Source organism: Pontibacillus sp. HN14 (assembly GCF_021129245.1).
GTDB lineage: Bacteria > Bacillota > Bacilli > Bacillales > BH030062 > Pontibacillus.
Genome location: NZ_JAJOLR010000001.1, coordinates 138,645 through 158,537, shown reverse-complemented (window position 1 = coordinate 158,537; position 19,893 = coordinate 138,645). Strand labels below are relative to the sequence as shown.

The 19,893-nt window shown below is 44.0% G+C and carries 14 protein-coding genes; 2 read left to right on the top strand and 12 right to left on the bottom strand.

All coding sequences use genetic code 11. The features are described 5' to 3' along the window. Nucleotides 1–71 precede the first annotated feature (71 nt). Nucleotides 72–623 carry a CotY/CotZ family spore coat protein gene (locus tag LQ226_RS00785; RefSeq protein WP_231415832.1) on the top strand — a complete coding sequence of 184 codons (552 nt, stop codon included), beginning with the start codon at nucleotides 72–74 and terminating at the stop codon, nucleotides 621–623. A gap of 228 nt (nucleotides 624–851) precedes the next feature. Here the strand turns inward: LQ226_RS00785 and nhaC are convergent, their stop codons facing one another. Next, on the bottom strand, nucleotides 852–2,243 hold the full coding sequence (nhaC, locus tag LQ226_RS00780; protein ID WP_231415830.1) for a Na+/H+ antiporter NhaC: 1,392 nt from the start codon (nucleotides 2,241–2,243) through the stop codon (nucleotides 852–854). A gap of 284 nt (nucleotides 2,244–2,527) precedes the next feature. On the opposite strand from nhaC, the gene LQ226_RS00775 reads away from it, so the two are divergent. Then, a complete protein-coding gene (locus LQ226_RS00775; protein ID WP_231415828.1) occupies nucleotides 2,528–3,979 on the top strand; it encodes a carbon starvation CstA family protein in 1,452 nt (483 codons plus the stop codon). A gap of 57 nt (nucleotides 3,980–4,036) precedes the next feature. Here the strand turns inward: LQ226_RS00775 and LQ226_RS00770 are convergent, their stop codons facing one another. From LQ226_RS00770 to LQ226_RS00720, 11 genes are all read right to left on the bottom strand, one after another. Then, a complete protein-coding gene (locus LQ226_RS00770; RefSeq protein ID WP_370635471.1) occupies nucleotides 4,037–4,729 on the bottom strand; it encodes a divergent polysaccharide deacetylase family protein in 693 nt (230 codons plus the stop codon). Between the two features lie 113 nt (nucleotides 4,730–4,842). Beyond that, nucleotides 4,843–6,141 (bottom strand): (Fe-S)-binding protein, encoded by a 1,299-nt coding sequence (locus LQ226_RS00765; protein ID WP_231415824.1) that lies wholly within the window; start codon nucleotides 6,139–6,141, stop codon nucleotides 4,843–4,845. Continuing rightward, nucleotides 6,134–7,537: an FAD-binding oxidoreductase gene (locus tag LQ226_RS00760; RefSeq protein WP_231415823.1), complete on the bottom strand. Its 1,404-nt coding sequence runs from the start codon at nucleotides 7,535–7,537 to the stop codon at nucleotides 6,134–6,136. Before LQ226_RS00760 ends, LQ226_RS00765 begins: the two co-directional genes overlap by 8 nt. A gap of 603 nt (nucleotides 7,538–8,140) precedes the next feature. Further along, on the bottom strand, nucleotides 8,141–8,668 hold the full coding sequence (locus LQ226_RS00755) for a sporulation initiation factor Spo0A C-terminal domain-containing protein (RefSeq protein ID WP_231415821.1): 528 nt from the start codon (nucleotides 8,666–8,668) through the stop codon (nucleotides 8,141–8,143). A 296-nt stretch (nucleotides 8,669–8,964) separates the two neighbouring features. Then, nucleotides 8,965–12,165, bottom strand: coding sequence for a cellobiose phosphorylase (locus LQ226_RS00750; RefSeq protein ID WP_231415820.1), 3,201 nt, complete (start codon nucleotides 12,163–12,165; stop codon nucleotides 8,965–8,967). A gap of 21 nt (nucleotides 12,166–12,186) precedes the next feature. Then, entirely contained in the window at nucleotides 12,187–13,515 is a 1,329-nt protein-coding gene (locus tag LQ226_RS00745) for a glycoside hydrolase family 30 protein (RefSeq protein ID WP_231415818.1), read from the bottom strand. A 12-nt stretch (nucleotides 13,516–13,527) separates the two neighbouring features. Then, complete coding sequence (locus LQ226_RS00740) at nucleotides 13,528–14,862, bottom strand: GH1 family beta-glucosidase (protein ID WP_231415817.1); 1,335 nt, start codon at nucleotides 14,860–14,862, stop codon at nucleotides 13,528–13,530. A gap of 17 nt (nucleotides 14,863–14,879) precedes the next feature. Beyond that, nucleotides 14,880–15,758, bottom strand: coding sequence for a carbohydrate ABC transporter permease (locus tag LQ226_RS00735; RefSeq protein ID WP_231415815.1), 879 nt, complete (start codon nucleotides 15,756–15,758; stop codon nucleotides 14,880–14,882). 4 nt (nucleotides 15,759–15,762) lie between these two features. Next, nucleotides 15,763–16,656 (bottom strand): carbohydrate ABC transporter permease, encoded by an 894-nt coding sequence (locus LQ226_RS00730; RefSeq protein ID WP_231415813.1) that lies wholly within the window; start codon nucleotides 16,654–16,656, stop codon nucleotides 15,763–15,765. A gap of 106 nt (nucleotides 16,657–16,762) precedes the next feature. Further along, a complete protein-coding gene (locus LQ226_RS00725; protein WP_231415812.1) occupies nucleotides 16,763–18,082 on the bottom strand; it encodes an ABC transporter substrate-binding protein in 1,320 nt (439 codons plus the stop codon). Nucleotides 18,083–18,299: 217 nt separating this feature from the next. Further along, a complete protein-coding gene (locus tag LQ226_RS00720; RefSeq protein ID WP_231415810.1) occupies nucleotides 18,300–19,310 on the bottom strand; it encodes a LacI family DNA-binding transcriptional regulator in 1,011 nt (336 codons plus the stop codon). Nucleotides 19,311–19,893 lie beyond the last annotated feature (583 nt).

Here is a 19,893-nt window from a genome sequence, read left to right as displayed (position 1 = left end):
CCTATACCAAAAACCTTTATCCACATATTCTATTACTACCTTCGGGTAATTTATGTTAAGGAGTTGAGTTTATGAGTTGTGGAAAATCTTATAACGATTCTTGTGTATGTGATAAAGTAAGAAAGATCGCAGACGCACAAGATACAGTTGATCAAAACTGTTGTGATAGCGGGTCATGTCACCGTGCTATTCAAGACTTAGTATCTCCTACTGGTGGTAACGGTGCAGATACTGTTCCATTCATGCTTCTTTGTGGATGTGACAACACATTTGCTGGATTACTTCCTTACTTCGGTTGGGGCATTTATAAGTACAGCGATGGTTGTTCAGGTCCAATCCCTTCACCGTTCTTTCGTGTGAAGAAATTCGTTGACGGGAAACGATGCTGTGCCATCTTAGAACTTCTGTATCCAGAATTATGTGGTTCAATCTTCAAATACGAAAACTTCTACCGCACAGGTGTATGTATTGAAGTAGACTTAAGCAAATTCACAGGAATCACATGCTTCCACCCAGTAGCAGCCTTGAATGCAAACGATGATACAGTTGCTGCAGGTCTTGAAACAGTTCAACAATTAAAATCTGATCCAAGCATGATGGGCGCTATCTCATCAGCTGAATAACCCAATCCCCATTTTTCTCCTTTCTTTAAAGTCGGAATAAGGCAAACCCCACCCAGGTTTGCCTCTTTTTTATGCGCTAAAGCACTAATGGGTGTCTGACACCCTGCTTTGCGTTAAAGCACTAACGGGTGTCTGACACGCTCCTTTACGCTAAAGCGCTAAATGGTGTCTGACACGCGTCGGTGCTTTACAGTAAAAAAGCCTGCCCCAAGTGGGACAGGCTTTGTCTTATACGGTTTCTCTTGTGTCTTGGTTCTTCCACATAAATTTGCCGGTATATCCATATATAAGGGCAATAATGATGGAGACGAAACTCATCCACATAAATGGTAGATAGGAAAACGTTGAAATACCAAGGGTTGCAGCCATGTAAATTCCGTTATCTGACCAAGGGACCATGCTTGAAGTCATCGTTCCCCCTACTTCTGTGTTACGAGATAATGTATCACGGCGATACCCTAAGGAATCATAGCTTCTTTCCATAATCTTTGGCGTTAAGATCAATGAAACATACATTGCACAGCCAAATACATTTGAGAAGAAGCCTACAAGAAGCGTTGAAGATGTTAAGCTTCCTGCCGATTGAATCTTATGAATAAAGGCATCCATAATGACCTGAAGGACTCCGATCTTCTCAAGCAGTCCACCAAATCCTAAACCAAAGATAATAACAACGATTGACCCTAGCATACCACTAATACCACCACCAGCTAACAGATCATTAATAAAATCAATGTCTGTTGTGATATTAAAACCACTGTAGGCTGTACTAATCGCGTCAGCAAGACCCATGCCTTGGAATCCGATCGCCCACACAATTCCGAGTAACGCACCAAATGAAATCGTAGGAATCGATGGCTTCTTCATAACAAGTAAACCAATCACGACGACAGCCGGAAGCAGCATCAAGCCGTTGATATTAAATACATCTGTTAATGAACCCATAATCGAATTCACTTTATCAAGATCCGCTTCACCACCGCCGTACATAAACCCTGCAATGGTAAATAGAATACCTGTAATAATGAACGCCGGTACATCTAAATACAGCATCGACTTGACGTGTTGAATAACGTTTACTTTCGACATAGAGGCTGTAAGAACTGTACTATCTGATAATGGAGATAGTTTATCTCCGAAATAAGCACCAGACAGAATCGCACCTGCCACCATCGGTAGTGGCATACCCAGTCCTTCACCAATTCCCATCATTGCGATACCAGCTGTACCAACTGTCCCCCAGGACGTCCCAGTTGCAAGAGCTGTAACAGAACAAATCACAAGCGTAGCTAACAGGAAGATCGAAGGATTAATAAACTCAAGTCCAAAATAGATCAATGTCGGCACAACACCACCAGCGATCCATGTTCCAACTAACGCTCCAACCGCCAAGAGAATCAGGACGGCTTCAAGACCATTTGAAATCCCTTTGATCATCGCAGCTTGTAAGTCATCGTACGTATAACCAACCATTAATCCTAAGCCAATGACAACAAATAATGAAATAAATAATGCCAATTGGATCGGTAATTCATAAATTGTAAATGAAAATACAATCGCCAAAAAGACGACTAAAACACTCATGACCTCTAGCAAAGAGGGCAATCTTGCTTGACCCATATTCAACCTCCTCCACAAAAAAAGCCGATCCCCGTTAAAGGACGGCAATTGTGTATAAAAATTCACTTATATCGAGGAATTATATCATAAGTTCCACTTGTAAGAACCGGTTTTTTTAATAAAAAAAGATTTTTATCATTGAAAACACTTTCATATAACAGCATTTATTTCCATCCTCCGAGAAAAATAAGAGAAAAAATGAAATTTTCAGAAAAAGGGTTGTTTCTGCATAACAATCCGTATAGAATACGTCTTACATTCAATTTTCGAGAGGAGGCTAGGCGATGGTTACATTTCTTGCATCCATCATATTACTACTTTTAGGTTATTTCGTTTATGCAAAGGTGGTGGAACGAATTTTTGGGATCAACGATGATGCCAAAACCCCTGCCTACACAAATAACGACGGCCTTGACTATAAGCCCATGAGCTGGTGGAAAGCGAGTTTAATTCAACTGTTAAACATCGCCGGCCTTGGACCTATATTCGGCGCAATCATGGGAGCCCTTTATGGCCCCGTTGCTTTTATCTGGATCGTAGTGGGATCCATCTTTGCAGGAGCTGTTCACGATTATTTCTCAGGCATGCTTTCCATTCGACATAACGGAGCGCAGTACCCAACACTCGTTGGAAAATACTTAGGAAAATACGCTCGTTCAATCATTAACCTTTTATCAATTGGACTTATGATTCTAGTTGCTGCAGCCTTCACAGCAGGCCCAGCCCAGCTGATGGCTAAAGTGACCCCATTAGGATTTATGGCTTCTTTACTTGTAATCTTTGCTTATTTCTTAATCGCGGCTGTTCTTCCGGTAGACAAGATTATCGGAAAAGTTTATCCAATTTTTGGGGCGATTCTAATCTTTATGGCGGTTTCAATCGGAATCGGATTATTCTTCTTTGATAATCCAATCCCTAACCTAACGCTTGAGAATATGCACCCGAACAAAGGAGAAACGCCGATTTGGCCGCTTCTTATGGTGACCGTCTCTTGTGGTGCTATCTCAGGTTTTCATAGCACACAAAGCCCGATCCTTGCACGCACGCTAAAGAAAGAAAGTGAAGGACGAAAAGTATTCTTTGGTGCTATGATCGCTGAAGGCGTGATTGCTCTCATCTGGGCTGCTGCCGGTATGACGTTCTTCGGCAGTACAGGTTCTCTTCAGGCAGCTCTTGACGCTGGTGGAGCTGCAGGGGTTGTGAATGAAATCAGTCAATCTACCCTTGGTGCATTTGGTGGCGTTCTTGCTGTTATTGGAGTGATTATTCTACCTGTCACTACAGGAGACACAGCGCTTCGCTCATCCCGTATGATGCTGGCTGATCTAATCGGTCGAATGCGAAAGAAAGAAATTTCGGGTAAGCTAAACATGTTCTTCTTACTCATTCCAGTAGCAATCCCGACATTCTTCTTAACGCAAATTGATTACACATTCTTATGGCGTTATGTAGGCTGGTCGAATCAGGTGGTTGCAACGGTAATGCTTTGGACAGCTGCTATGTACTTGCTTCATAACCAGAAGTTCCACTGGATCTGTTCGGTGCCCGCCCTCTTCATGACGGCCGTTGTAAGTATCTATATCTTCTTCGCACCAGAAGGATTTGGTCTTTCTTACAACACATCAATGATCTTAGGATCGATCGTTTGGCTGATGGTTGCAACATGGTTTGTGATTCAACTTCTCAAGCCACGTATCGCTAAACCAGCTGTCAATATGAACACAAAAGCAAGTTAATCAATCTAAAAAGGGCCAGAGATCTAATCAAGATCTCTGGCCCTTTTGATATCAACATTAAGGCAACAAATCAGAAAGCGGAACAATATTGGCTTTACTCTTAAAGATCGGGATAAATTCATTCAAAACAGAAACCATTTTCGTTCCGGCAATACCCACATGACCAATCGCAATCAAATCCTTCTCTGTGACCAACTCTTCCTCTATTTTTCTAGCCTGTTTCTTCATATGATCAAGAGAATAAACGTGGTCCAAAAAGATCTCATTTTCTAAATAAGGCACGCCGAGTTCTTCTGCTAGTTCTGGGATAACGCTTTTCCCTGTCGTTTTACTGTCAAGATAATAGAGCCCGTGCTTCTTACATTCTTCTAGTACGATTCTCATTACACGCTCACTGGCTGTTGCCTTTGAGCCCATATGATGATTCATACCAACCGCGTGGGGAACAGCGTGAATCGCGTCATGTACTCTCTTCCTGATTTCTTTATCGGATAGATCCGTTGTAATCGCTCCCGGGCCAAGCCAGCTCTTCTTCCCTTTCATAGGCTCCATTGGCATATGAACAATCACTTCATGACCTAGATAAAACGCACGCTCTGCATCTTCAGCTGTCGTTGGCATAAATGGCATAACCGCAACAGTGAGGGAAGCTGGTAATTCTAACATTTCATCTGATCCGCCCATGTTATTGCCGAAATCATCGATGACAATGGCAAGCTCCCTCTTATCCTCTGCCTTACCAAAAGACATAAAGCCTGCCCATCCCACTAAAAAAGCTAACCCACATAGCAATCCCTTTTTCATAACCATCTCGCCTTTCAAGGTGTAGTGCCCTTATCTTTTGCGAGACGAACGATTACCATTCACTTTGGAACAGGATTTGCCCTCATCAGCACATCCACTAAATGGGCAGCGCTCATGTCTTCCTTCTTTCCAGCTCGTTCTACCCCCAGTTTCATCTGGAGCAAGCATCCTGGGTTCGTAGTAACAATCGTTTCAGGATCACGGGCACAAACGTCCTTCATTTTTACATCTAAGATCTCCATCGACTCCTCGTAGTTTACAATGTTGTATACACCAGCAGAACCACAGCAAAAATCAGGACGCTCCAGTTCCTTAAACGTAATACCGGGAACTTTTTCAAGGAGGTTGAGAGGAGGTTCTTTCACCTTTTGGACATTGGTCATGTGACAAGAAGGCTGATAGGTGACAACCTCATTCACTGACTCCGTAAATTGAAGACCATCAAGTTCGACTAAAACCTCTGAGATATCTTTTACTTTCCGAACAAAAGAAAGAGCACGCTCCTCCCACTCAGAACCTTCTTCAAACAGTTTGTGATATTCCACTAAACGAGCCCCGCAGCCCCCTGCATTGTTGACGATATAGTCGATGGAGCCTTGTTCAAACGCTTGGATATTTTGCTTCGCCAGTTCAACAGATGTATCGATTTGACCGGAATGGGCCTGGAGCGCACCACAGCACGTTTGACCATCGAGCACGAGCACCTCAGCTCCACTCCGTTTTAACAATTCGATCGTCTTCTCATTCGTACGCCAAAATAAACCATCCATAATACACCCTATAAAAAAGGCCACCGTCATCTTTTTCGGTCCGTCAGCAGCATAAGCCTTCTTCCTCTGCCGTCGTTCTTTAGGAGATGGCAGATCAGGGATTACCTTCTCAAATTGCTCAAGTGGAGTGGGCGCGACTTTCGTTAAATGAAGACGCTCTGCAACCCGCTGTAATCCTGAGGCTTGATACAACCAGGTCGCCTCTCCTAATCGGTTCATCCATCCTTTTGAAGGAAAGAAGGATTCAAACAAAAAGCTCTCTAAACGTTCTGTCCGACGTGGCTTCTCCGTATTTTCTTCAATGACTTCTTTGGCCCCTTCCAAAATAGTCCCGTATTGCACATCCGTCGGACATACGGTGGTACAGGCCATGCATCCAAGACACTTTTCAATTGGATTTTGAAGTTCTTCGATACCGATCTTCTCTTCAGCTACCATCTTCACAAGGTTAATACGCCCTCTCGGGGAATGGGTCTCCCTTTCCATCGTCTCATATGTAGGGCAAACGGGCAGGCAGTAGCCACACTGCACACAATCAAACGTTAAATCATAGCCAATCTTTTTCTGGAGCTCTGCTACATTACTCATCTCGTAACACCAACTTCTGGCCCTCTTCCGGAAAGATCTTACCAGGGTTCATGATGCCATTTGGGTCCCAGGCGTCCTTCATACGCTTCAACATAGACACGCCGACTTTTCCAAGCTCCCGTTCCATAAACGGAGCTTTCATGGTTCCGATGCCGTGTTCTCCTGACAACGTCCCACCAAGTTCAATAGCCGCTTCAAAAATGGCCTCTACCGCGTCTTCCACACGCTTCATCTCTTCCTGGTCCCGCTGGTCACACAGCACATTCGGATGCAAATTGCCATCGCCTGCATGTCCAAACACCACAATCTCAACGTTGTGCTTCTCTTTAATACCACGGAGCCGTTCAATCATTTCTGGAATTTTACTTCTTGGCACCGTCGCATCTTCTGATACTTTCGTTGGTTTAATCTGAGCAATCGCAGGTGATACCTGTTTCCGCGCATGCCACATTTCTTGGGCTTCTTCCTTCGATTGAGCAATCTTCGTTTCCCTTGCTCCGATGTCTTCCATGACATCTTGAACGAGTTTTGCTTCGACTTCTAACGCTTCTGGATGCCCATCAAGCTCAACAAGGACCACCGCTTCAGCATCTGTTGGCAAACCAGAAGGGTAAAAGGATTCAACAGCTCGTATACACGCCTTATCCATAAACTCCATCTTAGACGGCAGCACACCTGAGGTTAGCGTTTTCGAAATCGCTTGCCCCGCGAGACGTACTTCATCAAACACCGCCATTAATGTCTGGACCTCAGGAGGTTTCGGGACGAGCTTAAGGGTTGCTTCTGTAATAACCCCAAGCGTTCCCTCTGATCCGACGAGCAGCTTTGTCATATCAATGCCTGTTACGTTTTTAATCGTGCCACCACCTGTCCGAATCACCTCTCCCTCAGGCGTTACAACTTCAAGGCCAAGCACGAAATCTTTCGTCACTCCGTACTTTAACCCCCGGGGCCCTCCTGAATTCTCCGCTAAATTGCCACCAATCGTAGCCACATGGGCACTGCTCGGGTCAGGTGGATACATCAGCCCGTGTTTCGCTGCTTCCTCATCAATACGAGCCGTTAACACACTGGGGCTCACGACAACCGTCAGATCATCTGCTTTCACCTCAATCTCCCGTGGCCACTGGGAGATGTCTAATACAATACCACCATGAACGGGAAGGGGGCCTCCACTCAGACACGTTCCCTGCCCTCTTGTGTAGACAGGGACCTTCCACCGGTTGGCTACCTTTAATACATGGACGACTTCTTCTTTGTCTTTTGCTTGCACGACCGCCTCTGGGATGTATTGACCAAAGGAGGCATCGAAGCTATAGCTAGACCGATCTGCGAGGTCTGTTAATACTCTGCCAGCAGGGAGCTGGCTCTTGATTTCATCTATCCAGTCACTCATACCAATTCCTCCCTTATGTAACGACTTTTTTACAGTCGTTAATTGATTGAGATGTACCACTTATATGGCTTTCTTTCTGAGATGAGAGATGTTTCCGTTAGCTTTAGTCTGAGCGTAAGAAGGGCCTGGAAACCACTCGCTTTCCTGTGGGGAGCTGGTGAGCCTCCTCAGCCGGCAGAGCCGGCCTCCGGGGTCTCACCTAGGCTCTTCTGCCCACGGGAGTCTCGCAGTTTCCAGGCCCTTCTTTTCCAAAATTGAGGTAAACGGAAACGCGTTTTATAATGTAACTTTAAGATGACTGTGCGTGGGTCCGTTAACATCATATTTTCAAGGCTTACTCGCGGACCACCCGAGGGGTAAGAAGCCTAGCAGAAAAGAGGTCCAAGCACTTTCCCAGCATCGGACCCTCCCCCCTCTGTCTTGAAACACGCTTAAACAAACCTATGTAAAAAGAAGAGCACTCCACCTGCTCTTCTTTCATCGTTTCTATTCTTCTAATACCCGAACAACCGGTAAAAAAATCCTGAATCCCATTCATCTTAAATCGTAAAAAAGACCACACATATCCCGTTAAGGAGAAATGTGTGGTCAATTGAGCGCAAATTACATATTCACTTCCGCATACAATACTCGCTCGCCTGTGCGATCTTGATGGATCTTGTCGACAAGGAGGGTGATGAACAAACGGTTAGATGGTTTCTGTTGAAATACGTGCTCGGGGCATTCTAGCCACTGACTGAATAAGGTGGCGCTTCCTCGTTTCCAAGCTTGTTCAATGGCATGACGAATAGCCCTTTCAACACGGCTTGACGTGGTTCCGTAGGAATTTGCAATTTCCGGATAAAGGGATTTGGTCATCTTCTGCAAGTAAATATGATCCTCAAAAACAAGCGTAGCTGCTTTTTGAATATATTTGTAACCCTTTATGTGTGAAGGAACGCCGATTCGTTGTAAATAGTGGATAATGAGCCCACTTAACGGTACGCCTTCTAATTCTTCGGTTTCCTGATGACTTACTGGATTATGTTTAAGACGATCGACCTCGTCTTCTAATTCTCTTACTTTCGTTTTCAACCCTTGCATATCGTATAGTAACTGTTGAACAACGGTACGAATTTGATTTTCTGTCATAATCTAACCCTTTCTAACCTCATAATGGACTAGTCCAAATGTTTCAGATAAAAAGAACCACAGATTTCCTCAATGTTCCAACTATCAAAACTCTCCTCATTTTACCATAGATTATGTAAGTAGAGTGTTGTTTTTCCATTAAAAATGAAAATCTACACTTTCTCCTACATTTAATTCTTCTTCTTTTTTCTATACGATTGATTATGACAAAAGTTTCAGAATAATGAAATCTTAGACCGCACCTACTACTTGCAAACAAAAAAAGAGCTCTTAGTGAGCTCTTTTTTCCGTACTAGTTAAGCAAAATAAACAACGATCGATGCTACTTTTCCGTCTCGTATGGCTTGTGCATGAGGCTGGCCAATTTCTTGCCCCTCTACCGTTACGCGTTGTCCATCTTTATATATAATCTTGCTGGACTGAATCGTCGCACCTTTTTCGCCAAATGTATCTTTTCGTTCTGGGTTACGGTAGGTCACCCGTGTGTGGCCTAAGAAGGTAAAGGAAACCTCACCATCATCCGTGAATAGCTCACCCTGAAGAATAGGATTTAGGGCTAAGTGCAGTTCACCAGCACGCATGTAGAAAGGACCTTCCCCCATCATCATATACTTCCACATACTAAGAAATTCTGCTGTTGATCCACTCAGTCTCGCCACGAAACCTTGCCCGTGAGTGTTTGGATCGGGGTTGACTGAACTTGCGATAAAGGAAGAGTTCTCAAGAGGACTTCTTCCATACTCAGCCGGATCTAAAAACGGCACAAGGCTACTCTTCATCTCTTCATAATAGGCATCATATAAACCAGCTTTTAATAACGAAAGCAAGTATTTATAAGACATGTGAAGGAAGACGGATTCACGCTCAAGCCAACCAGGAGTAAACGCCTTAATTCGGCCAATCTCATTGGACTGTCCTTCTAAGCTTACAGACGTTTTAAACATATGAATTCCTCTGTCATAAAGGTCACTTTGTTTAACCTGATGATGAATCTCTTTACGGTCATCGATCACTTTCATCGCCCGGGCAGGACCTTCTAGGAATGTTGGCAGCACATGTGTCTTCCATTCCAGGACCTCTGCACGATTATATCCATCTTGCCCTTCAACCGTGTTAAAGTTGATCGCTTCATAGTAGAAGTACGTAGGATAAAGACCTTCTCCCCATTCCTTAGCCTTCTCCATACCATGATCGACTTTATTCATAAAGCGACGGAAGACGGATAGAAGCTTTGCCCCACCCATCGTTTCTTCCTGTCCTTCAAGGCCAAAATGAATCGATTCACGATAATGCTCTCGTAATGTAGCAACGCCATCCCAATAAGCGAAGTCTGATACTTCTTGGTTCTCCCATTGTTGAACCAAACGGTCGACTCCTTTAAGAAGGGTGGTCATTTCAACCGGTAGACGAAGATCCTGTTCCATCTTCTCTAATGAAGGAATGATAAAGGCGAGAAGCCTTTTTAGTTCGAACGTTTCACTCATCCCTGAACCAACAAGACCAGGCAGCCCGTTTAAGGCATCGTTCCATCCTGGCTTATTTGCTTCCATCTCTACGCCCATTCCCTCTGGGTCTAGTAGCGAGAATTTGTTAAGCGCAAGAGAGATGAGTTTCTCCATTAACGACGTTTCGTAAATCGTTCCTTTACCATAATCCGTTCTTAACCAATTCGTATCATTTAGACTGACTCCAAGATGAGCTTCTTTCTTCTCATCCTCTTGGATAGCGCCGTATTGGCGGACTCCTTTTGGCGTGACCACGTACTTCTCACGTCTTGGCGCAATACGCACTGGACTATCGAAGTAGCGATAGCGTTTGTCTTCATAAAGAAGTTGATCCATTTTGTCTGGGTAGATCGCTTTAAAGTTTTCGATTAGATCCATATTATAAGTCCAGTGGTCGACCCAGTAGCCTTCTCCGAAGCTCGCTTCCATTCTTTGCTCAGCATGACTTAATACGAATGTGAAGATCTCCTCCACCGTTCCTTTTAAAGAAACCTTTTCATCTTGTAAGAAGGTCATGACTTTGCCCGGAGTGAAGGGTTGTGATAGGAGCGTTTCAAATTCGTCCTGATAAGAATATACGGCTCCTTCTACAACGGTCCCAAGATTTTCTTCATGAATTTCAAATTGGCATCCTTCTACTAATAATGGATTGTAGCCATCAGCCTGGATAAAGTTCATAAACATACGTACGTTAAAGGAACCTACCTTCGGATTGAAGTACAGATCGTTTCGACGATTCTGGTTCATATCTCTAAAGTTACCGTTCCCTTGCGAGTAGTATTCCGGAGCAATCTTAAAGAAGTTATAATCTCTCTCTAAGTCCCCATGTTTTCTGGAGTACACATGATAGATAAACCCATCTGCCCCGTTGTCTAACACAAGAGGAAGACCGCCTCTTAAAAAATTATCCAAGTAGCTTTGGCGGCAATATTGGTCAAACGCTTTCGAAGATGTCTTCGTATCGATCGCATCCGTCAAACCCTCAACAAGTTCCATGGCCATTTGTTCCTTCTCATCTAAGAAACGTTTTTGAACGAGTGTATCGACTTTACGGTCAATCTTTGAAGCATCTGATACGTTTCCTATAATGGTATCAAGAGAGACTGAACCATTTCCCTCCACCTCGCGCGTTAATGCAGTAAATCCACAAGGCACCTTGTTTTTTGGATACTGATCAGTAGATAGAAGCTCATCCGTAGAATGGCTTAGGAAGCGTTCAGGATGGAGAAGGGATTGATCACTGCCAAAGATCACATTCGCATCCACAATTGGCGGTAATAATACCTCATCATCAGAGAACGACATGTAAAAGTGACCGCCCTCAATTTCTCTGACCTCCGCTTCATCTTCCATACTGGCACGCACTTTGTAAAAAGGCACCCGCTTCTCTAAGTTAAACACTTCCATCCAGCTTCGTGTAAGGTTTCCGACTTCTTTATAAGCGGCGTTTGTGACACCATACGTGAGGATCTCTGGTAAACCATCGAGCAGTTCAATCTCTCGCTTATCCTCTCTGAGATTCACAATGTCCACTCGTCGCACGAGAGCAGCGAAATCCTCTCCAGGCATCGTAAAGTAGGTCACGTTTACTTGAAGGTCATAACCATGGTGGATTTCCTGGATCCTGAGACCATTCGCTTCTACGGTCATTTTGCGCTCGATTGTTTCCTCATCGACTCTTGGAGAGAAGGGTTCATAAACCTCTCCCTCGCATTTGATAAAAGTTCGAAACCCTGTATTTGTCACATTTTTATACGCAATAGAGGCAGGGGAGAATTCCATAATAGGATGGTCCTTATCCTGAATTCCGAAGCTACAAATCCCCTGGCCACGGTTCACATAAAACGCCCACATCGGAATTCCGTCTACCCCAGCTATTCCAGGCAGGAAGCTTGAGAATGGCTTGGCCCGGTCAAACTGGCGAATCTCAAACCGATCCTCTTCGTCAAAACGATAGGATACTCCTTTAACTCCGTCTTTTACCCCTTCCATAAAACACCCTCCTAACATGATTTATTCCCAAATGTACGTCGCAATTGAATGAGGAGAAAGCTCTGCGTTAAATCCTTCCTCATCTCTTTGTACCGTAAAGTTCGCCTTATCGTCCGTTTCATTCATCACAACCATTACAAGTGACCCGTCCTCATTCAAGAAGGCTGTCGACTGCAGGGAAGGATTGTTGATCTCTAAGCCTACCCGAACAGCACCCGGGCGTATGTATTTACTAAAGTGACCGATATAATAGAAAGAACTGTTGTAATGAACCTCTCCTGTTTTTGTATCTGCGATAATCGGGGCGTCACAAAGATTGCCTACATGGTTCGGACCGCCTTCCTCATTCAGGACCATATTCCAGTCGATGTATCCTTCTGTCCAATTGTTTAAGTCCCCAATCATATTGCGGCCATAGCGTTCACCTGTAAACCACTCCCCAAGCTTCACGCCACCTTCCTGGCACCCTTCTGTAAACAGCAAATGTTTGTCCGGAAAGCGTTCATGAACCTCTCCTACGTTTTCAAATGCTTCACTGACATACCAGTGGAACCCTGTTCCCCACACATATTTCGCTGCTTCTGGATCTTCTAAAATCGTCGAAGCCCGCTCTACCATAATGTCACGATTGTGATCCCATATGAGTAACTTCAAGTCTTCCAACCCTTCACGGACAAGCGTAGGCCCAAGGTTTTCTTTAATAAAATCACGCTCTTCTTCGCTCGTATAAATGCAAGAATCCCAGACCTGCACAGCGGCTGGCTCATTCTGAACAGATAATCCCCAGATATCAACGCCCGCTTCACGGAAAGCATGAACAAACTTCGCATAATATTTTGCCCACGTATCCTTGTACTGTGGCAAAAGCTTCCCGCCATTATTCATCTCACCATTTGTCTTCATCCATGCCGGAGGACTCCACGGTGAGGCCAAAAGCTTAATCTCTCCACCTTTTTCAGCCATGGCATCCTTAATGAGAGGCAGCACCCATTTATGTTCTCGTTCAATAGAAAACGTAGATAGCTCTTCATCCCCATCTTCTACGTATGTATAATTACCAAGAGCAAAATCACAGCTATGGATTGCCACTCTTCCAATCGTATAACCAAGTCCCTCACGCTCGTGAAAATAACTGCGAATCACTTCCTCGCGTTTCTCTGGTGAGATCTGGCTTAGGGTATAAGCTGCTGCTTCTGTAAACGCTCCTCCAAACCCAAGAATCTGCTGGTAACGTTTAGTTGTCTGAACCTGTAAATCTCCTTCCTTTACAGAAAGGAGAGGGAGAGTCCCCCGTTCGGTTAACCTCTCCCCTTTATCTCTTGACGTTATAATTTCACGAATCTGCGTCATGAGTTCTCCTCCTTATATGGTGCGTGCCCGCACAATTTCAGTGTATCGTTTCGCACTGTCTTTGACATATCGTTTCTGCGTTTTAAAATCAACATACGTAATTCCAAAGCGCTTATCGTAACCAAATGCCCATTCGAAGTTATCAAGCAGGGACCACAGATAGTACCCTTGGATTCCCATTCCTTCTTCATTTAACGCTGCAATCGTTTCAAGGTGTTGTTCTACGTAACTTTTACGCCCTTCATCCTTCACCGTTCCATCCTCTTCTAACTGATCATCAAACGCTGCGCCGTTCTCGGTAATAAAGATCGGCAACCTTGTGTAATCCTCACGAACCCGGTAGATCAGCTCTCTGAACTCATTAGGAGAGATGTCCCATCCCATACCCGTCTTTGGATAATCAGACTCGGCATGCTGGTATAAAAATGGGTGATCGGCTGAAGCTTCGATTAGAGCACGGTTATAGAAATTAATTCCGAAGAAATCACACGGAATCGATATCAGTTCCAAATCGCCATCATGGATAAAGTCGAAATCACAGCCATTCTTACCATAAAGCGCCTTCATATCTTCCGGATAACTTCCTTTAAATACCGGGTCAAGGAACCAACGATTCAGGTATCCGTCGAAATGTTGAGCTGCTGTATAATCCATCTCTTCTACACTTGCAGGATAGACCGGTGAAAGGTTTAAGGTAATTCCAATCGGCTTATCTTTTTTCAACGTTTCTTTATAATACTGAACGGCCATGCCGTGAGACAGAAGGAGATGGTGAGCAACCTGAATCGCTTCTTGCAGGTTCTGATGCCCTGGTGCATGCACTCCTTCATAGTATCCTAGCATTGCTACACACCATGGCTCATTGTGTGTAATCCACATATCGACCACATCATCAAGTTCCTCGAAGCATTTCTCTGCAAATTCCATAAACCAGTTGATGCTCTCGCGATTCGTCCAGCCACCTTTTTCGTACGCCCATTGAGGCAAGTCCCAGTGATAAAGCGTGACAAAAGGACGAATGCCTTCTTCCTTTAAGCGTGTAGCTAATCGTTTATAAAACGCCATCCCTTCAGGATTGTACTGCCCTTCATGTGGGAAAACCCGAGGCCAGGCAATCGAAAAACGGTACGAATCGACCCCAAGGCTTTTAATAATTTCAATGTCTTCTTCAAAACGGTTATAGTGATCACACGCAACATCGCCTGTGTCTCCGTTATTAACTTTGCCTGGTGTTAAAGAGAACGTATCCCAGATAGACGGGGTACGACCTGCCTCATTGACGGCTCCTTCAATTTGATAGGAAGATGTCGCTGTTCCAAAAATAAAATCCTCTTTAAATCGCTGCATAGTGAAACCCCTCTTCTTTATCCTTTAATTGATCCTGCTGAAATACTGCTGATGATATATTTAGAGAAGAATAGAAACGCGACCATAATCGGTACAACAGAAATCGCAATTCCTAAATACATTGATCCTAAGTTTGTCGCTACTTGTGAACCTTTCAAGAATCCCATCAGTACAGGGAGCGTATATTTCTCTGGTGAGAACAAGACAACAAGCGGTACGATATAGTTGTTCCAAGATCCAATAAATGTGAAGATCGACATTGTCGCAACCGCTGGCATCATAATCGGTAGAGCCACTGTATGGAAAATCTTTAATTCGCCTGCTCCGTCCATACGAGCCGCTTCAAGTAAAGAAGGGTGAAGCGTCGTAGATAAGTACTGACGAAGGAAGAACACAACAAATGGACTCGCAATCGCTGGTACAATTAACGGAATGTACGTATCAAGCGTTCCAATCGCATTGTTAAGCTCATAGAATCCAATTAACCCTAGTTGCCCAGGAACCATCATCATAAGAAGCATGAAGATGAATAATAGATTCTTTCCTTTAAATTCATAAACCGCAAATCCAAATGCCGTTAAAGCAGAGAAGTAACCACTTAATACAGTAACGGACACCGAAACAATCAAGCTGTTCTTAAAGCCGTTCCAAATGTTCACATAATCCATCATCGTCCGGTAGTTCTCTATAAGGGCACTCCCTGGAAGGAACGAGAATCCACCTAAAATGTCTTGGTTTTCACGGGTTGCGTTAATGATCATCATATAGAAAGGAACGATGCTGATAATCGTTAGTAAGATCAACAGGGTGTAGATCGCCTTTCTGGAGAAACTTCTTTTTTTCTTTACCCCTTGTTTTTTAACGGGCACGTTTAATGACTTTTTCTCAGTTTTCATCTCGTTACCCCTCTTTCTTCTCGTTAGTTCGATACATAGATCGGAATGTTACTACAGAGAACAACACAGTGATGAGGAACAATGCATAAGCAATTGTTGCTGCATATCCGTAGTTGTTATAGCGGAATGCTTGGTTATACAGATAGAGAACCATGGTATTCAAGGATCCCTCAGGTGCCCCGAGCCCATCTGTGATTAACATCGGTAAGTCAAATAGCTGCAATCCACCAATTAGTGAAGTAATCATGACATAAAGCATAATCGGTTTTAATAGAGGCAGCGTTATATGTACAAATGTCTGCCATCTGTTCGCTCCATCAATAAGAGCTGCTTCATATAGTTCACCAGGAATGCCTGACACCCCGGCCATTAGAACGATAAAAGTATACCCAAACCACATCCACGTTAAGATCAGCGCGACTGATATTTGAGCGGTTGCCGGTTCGTTCAACCAATTAATAGGATCAGAGATAAGACCAATTTTCATTAAGAACATATTGATCGAACCATGCTGCCAATCAAGCATAATGTTAAATAAAATCGCAACCGAGCTAATCGTAATCAAGTTCGGTAGGTAAAACACAGCCCGAAAGAATCCGATCCCTTTAATGCGGTATCGTAAATCGGAGAACAGTGCTGCCAGGAATAACGCAATTCCAAGTTGTAACGCAAAGTTTAATCCCCAAATCTTCCACGTATTAATAAAAGCTTCTAAAAAGTAGCCATCCGTTAAGATGCGTGTATAGTTCTCGAGTCCAATGAACTCCGGTTTTCCATACCCTTCATACTTCGTAAACGTGTAATAAAAGGTCAGCAAAACAGGATAAATATTAAAAACGAGAAAGATCGCGAAAAATGGTGCGATGAAATAATATCCCTTATGATTCAGCTTCTTCATTGGAATCCCTCTCTCTATCAGACTATCAGCATAAACCCTCTTTAATAGAAAAGAGGCGGGCGCAGGTCCACTTGGGAGACTGGACCACCTCTTCTATCCTTGCTCTTTATGGTGTCTTAATGTCCGGATAAGCATTTTTCACTTGCTTGTAGAACTCTTCAAGTGCTTCTTCTTTCGATTTCTTATCATCGACGTACTCAATGACCTGACCACCAAGCAATGTATCTAACTGCTGGTCATACTTCGTTACGACCCCTGGCTCAATCTTCTTCGCCTGCTCTAGGAAGAATGTGTAGTTATTCTGTCCATTTAAGAATGGCTCGCTGAAGTCGTCTTTGATCTTCTCGTTAACAGGTTTATAAGATAAAACGTCACCTGTTTCTTTCGCCCAATCTGTTAAGAATTCTTCATCATGCGTCATCATTTGAACAAAGTCCCAAGCTAAATCTTTCTTCTCAGAACCGCTGTAAATTCCGATCCAAGTTCCACCCCAGAAGTATGGTACTGGACCCGTTGTTACACCCCAGTCGCCTTCTGTGCCTTCAGCGTTAGGCTTTAACACACTGTGAAGACCCCAAGTTGGTAGCGCGTAAGAGAATACTTCCGTTTTGTCACTTGCATTTTCATCTACTTCTTCCCATCCGCCGTTATAAGCGATCGGACCGCTCATAGAAGCGTTCCAAGATGGAGACCATTCTGGAGCAAATGCTGTATAATCTTTCTCTCTTAATTTCTTCGCGTGATCAAAATAGTTCAGTTTCGCATCTGTCATAATCAATTCATTGTCTTCATTTACCCAAGGCTGTGGATCTTCACCTTTAGCAAACCAACGAATCGCACCTTCATCAGGGAACAAGCGGTAGCCTTCTTCTTTTAGCTGCTCGCCCACTTCAAATAGTCCGTCCCAAGAAGACATCATCTCACCTAACTGATCTGGATCATCTGTACCAAGCACTTCTTTCGCGATGCTACGTTTGTAGAAAATACCACCTGGTGTCGTCTGCCAAGATAGCGCTTTCACGTTACCTTCAGAATCTTTCCCTAAATCGTAAACATAATCAATGTAGTCGCCTTCCCACTCATCCGCATTGTAAGGCTCTTGAGATAAGTTTTCCCAGTAGTCACGATCTGTCCACTGCTTTAAGAATGCAACTTCTCCTGTAAATACGTCAGGAGCTCCTACTCCACTTTCCAACACTGGCTTTAACTTAGTAGGATAATCGGCAATCGGAACAATGGTAAGTTCAACTTTTACCCCGTTCTTCTCTTCAAATGTTTTGATCGGCTCTTTCAATTCATCCGTAAACGACCAAACCTTTAACACGTCATCATCTTTATCCGATGATGCAGACCCTGAATCAGAACATCCAGCAAGCAATCCTACTCCCAACATCAATGCCAACAACAATGACCAGCTCTTCTTCATCTTACTACCCCCTATAAAGATTTTATTAAAAAGGTACCAGGACCTTCTCCTAACAATTCCGAAACCGGTTTCGGATGCGGTAAAAAAATATAAATGCGACTTTTCTCGAAACCGCTTTCGTAAATCTTAAAAAAATATAAGTTCAACCCTTGCCCGAAACCGCTTTCGTTTTCGTGTACAAAATGCTTTTAATGAACTCATTAAAAGCACTGCTTGCTTAGGCAACAGGTCCAGAACTCTTTCGAACAATCAACTCGACTGGAACTTGGATACATCCAATATATTTATCTTTACAATCGATTTGCTTCAATAGTAGTTTCGCAGATTCTTCCCCGATTTGATCGGTTCGCTGCCTGATCGTCGTTAAAGCGGGATACGTATATTTGGCAAGTTCGATATCATCGAATCCAACCACTGATAGATCATCTGGCACCCTCAGGTTATGCTCGTGAATCTCATTAATCGCCCCAAGCGCCAAGTTATCCCCCGCCGCATAGACGGCAGTTGGCCTTTCTTCTAACTCAAGCAATGACCTCATCGCTTTCTGGCCACCTTCGATCGAGAAGTAATCTCCGTTTACAACGTATTCATTCGGCAACCCAAGATTCAAAGCTTTCACAGCTTGCAAGAATCCTTTTTTCCGCTGCTCCCCTGCAAACGTTGACTCATGCCCGGCAATATGGGCAATTCTTCGATGTCCTAGGTCATATAAATGCTGCACGGCAAGTTTACTTCCTTCATAATTATCGGAGTAAACCACACTCGATTGATCACTACTCATATCGATGACCACCGTCGGAATCGAATCATTCATCAATTCCTTCACTTGCTCATCCTCATACGTCGAGCAAACAATCACAACACCATCAACGCCTCGATAACGAAAATGTTCTAAGTAACTCTTCCTCTGATTGCTAATGTTCCTTGATACAAACAGAAGATCATATCCTTCTACTTCTACATACTGTCTAAAACTCTCAATCACTGCATTAAAGAACGGATGCTTGACCCCAATCCCTAACGACTCTACGAATACTACGCCGATCGTCCAGGATTTCTTTGTTGTCAATGTCCTTGCATGGGAGTTTGGTAGATAATCCATCTCCTCTACAGCAGCCTGAATCGCTTTCTTCGTTTTCTCACTAACATCAGAATAATTGTTCAATACTTTCGATACGGTTGTGACAGAAAATCCTGTCTTCTTAGCAATGTCATAGATCGTAACCATAAGGTCCACCTCTTACTTTCGAAAGCGCTTTCGTTGCTTTCATTATAACCATCCCCTTCTTAGAAAAGCAACCTATTTTTTGAAAATTTTTAAGTTTATTTTTTGATTGGTGTTTAGGCTTTTGTATGGCGGGGTAAGTGAGATAGTTTTATAGATTTGGCCCAAAAGGAAAGCTCTATCTTAGCTCGACTTCTTGTGAGCTTTGCCTGTATTTGTGTGATCGCCCGGCGCCCCGGGCGGAGGGGCTTGAGCCGGTTTTGCTCTTACTTGAGTTGTTTTGCTCCTACTTAAGCCGCCTTCCATGAACTTGAGCTGTTGATCTTCCTCTTGAGCTGTCATTTTTCCTGCTTGAGCCGTTACTCGCTGAACTTAAGCCAGTTCCACTACCTCTTGAGCCGTTGTGACTCTACTTAAGCCGTTCTCGTCCAGCTTGAGCCGTTGCGTCCCGAACTTGAGCCGCCCGCCCCAGCTGCGCTCAGTCGCCTGATCGCCCGGCGCCCCGGGCGGCGGGGCTTGAGTCGGTTCCCCTCTCACTTGAGCCATGCTCACTCCACTTGAGCCGCCTGCCACGTACTTGAGCCGT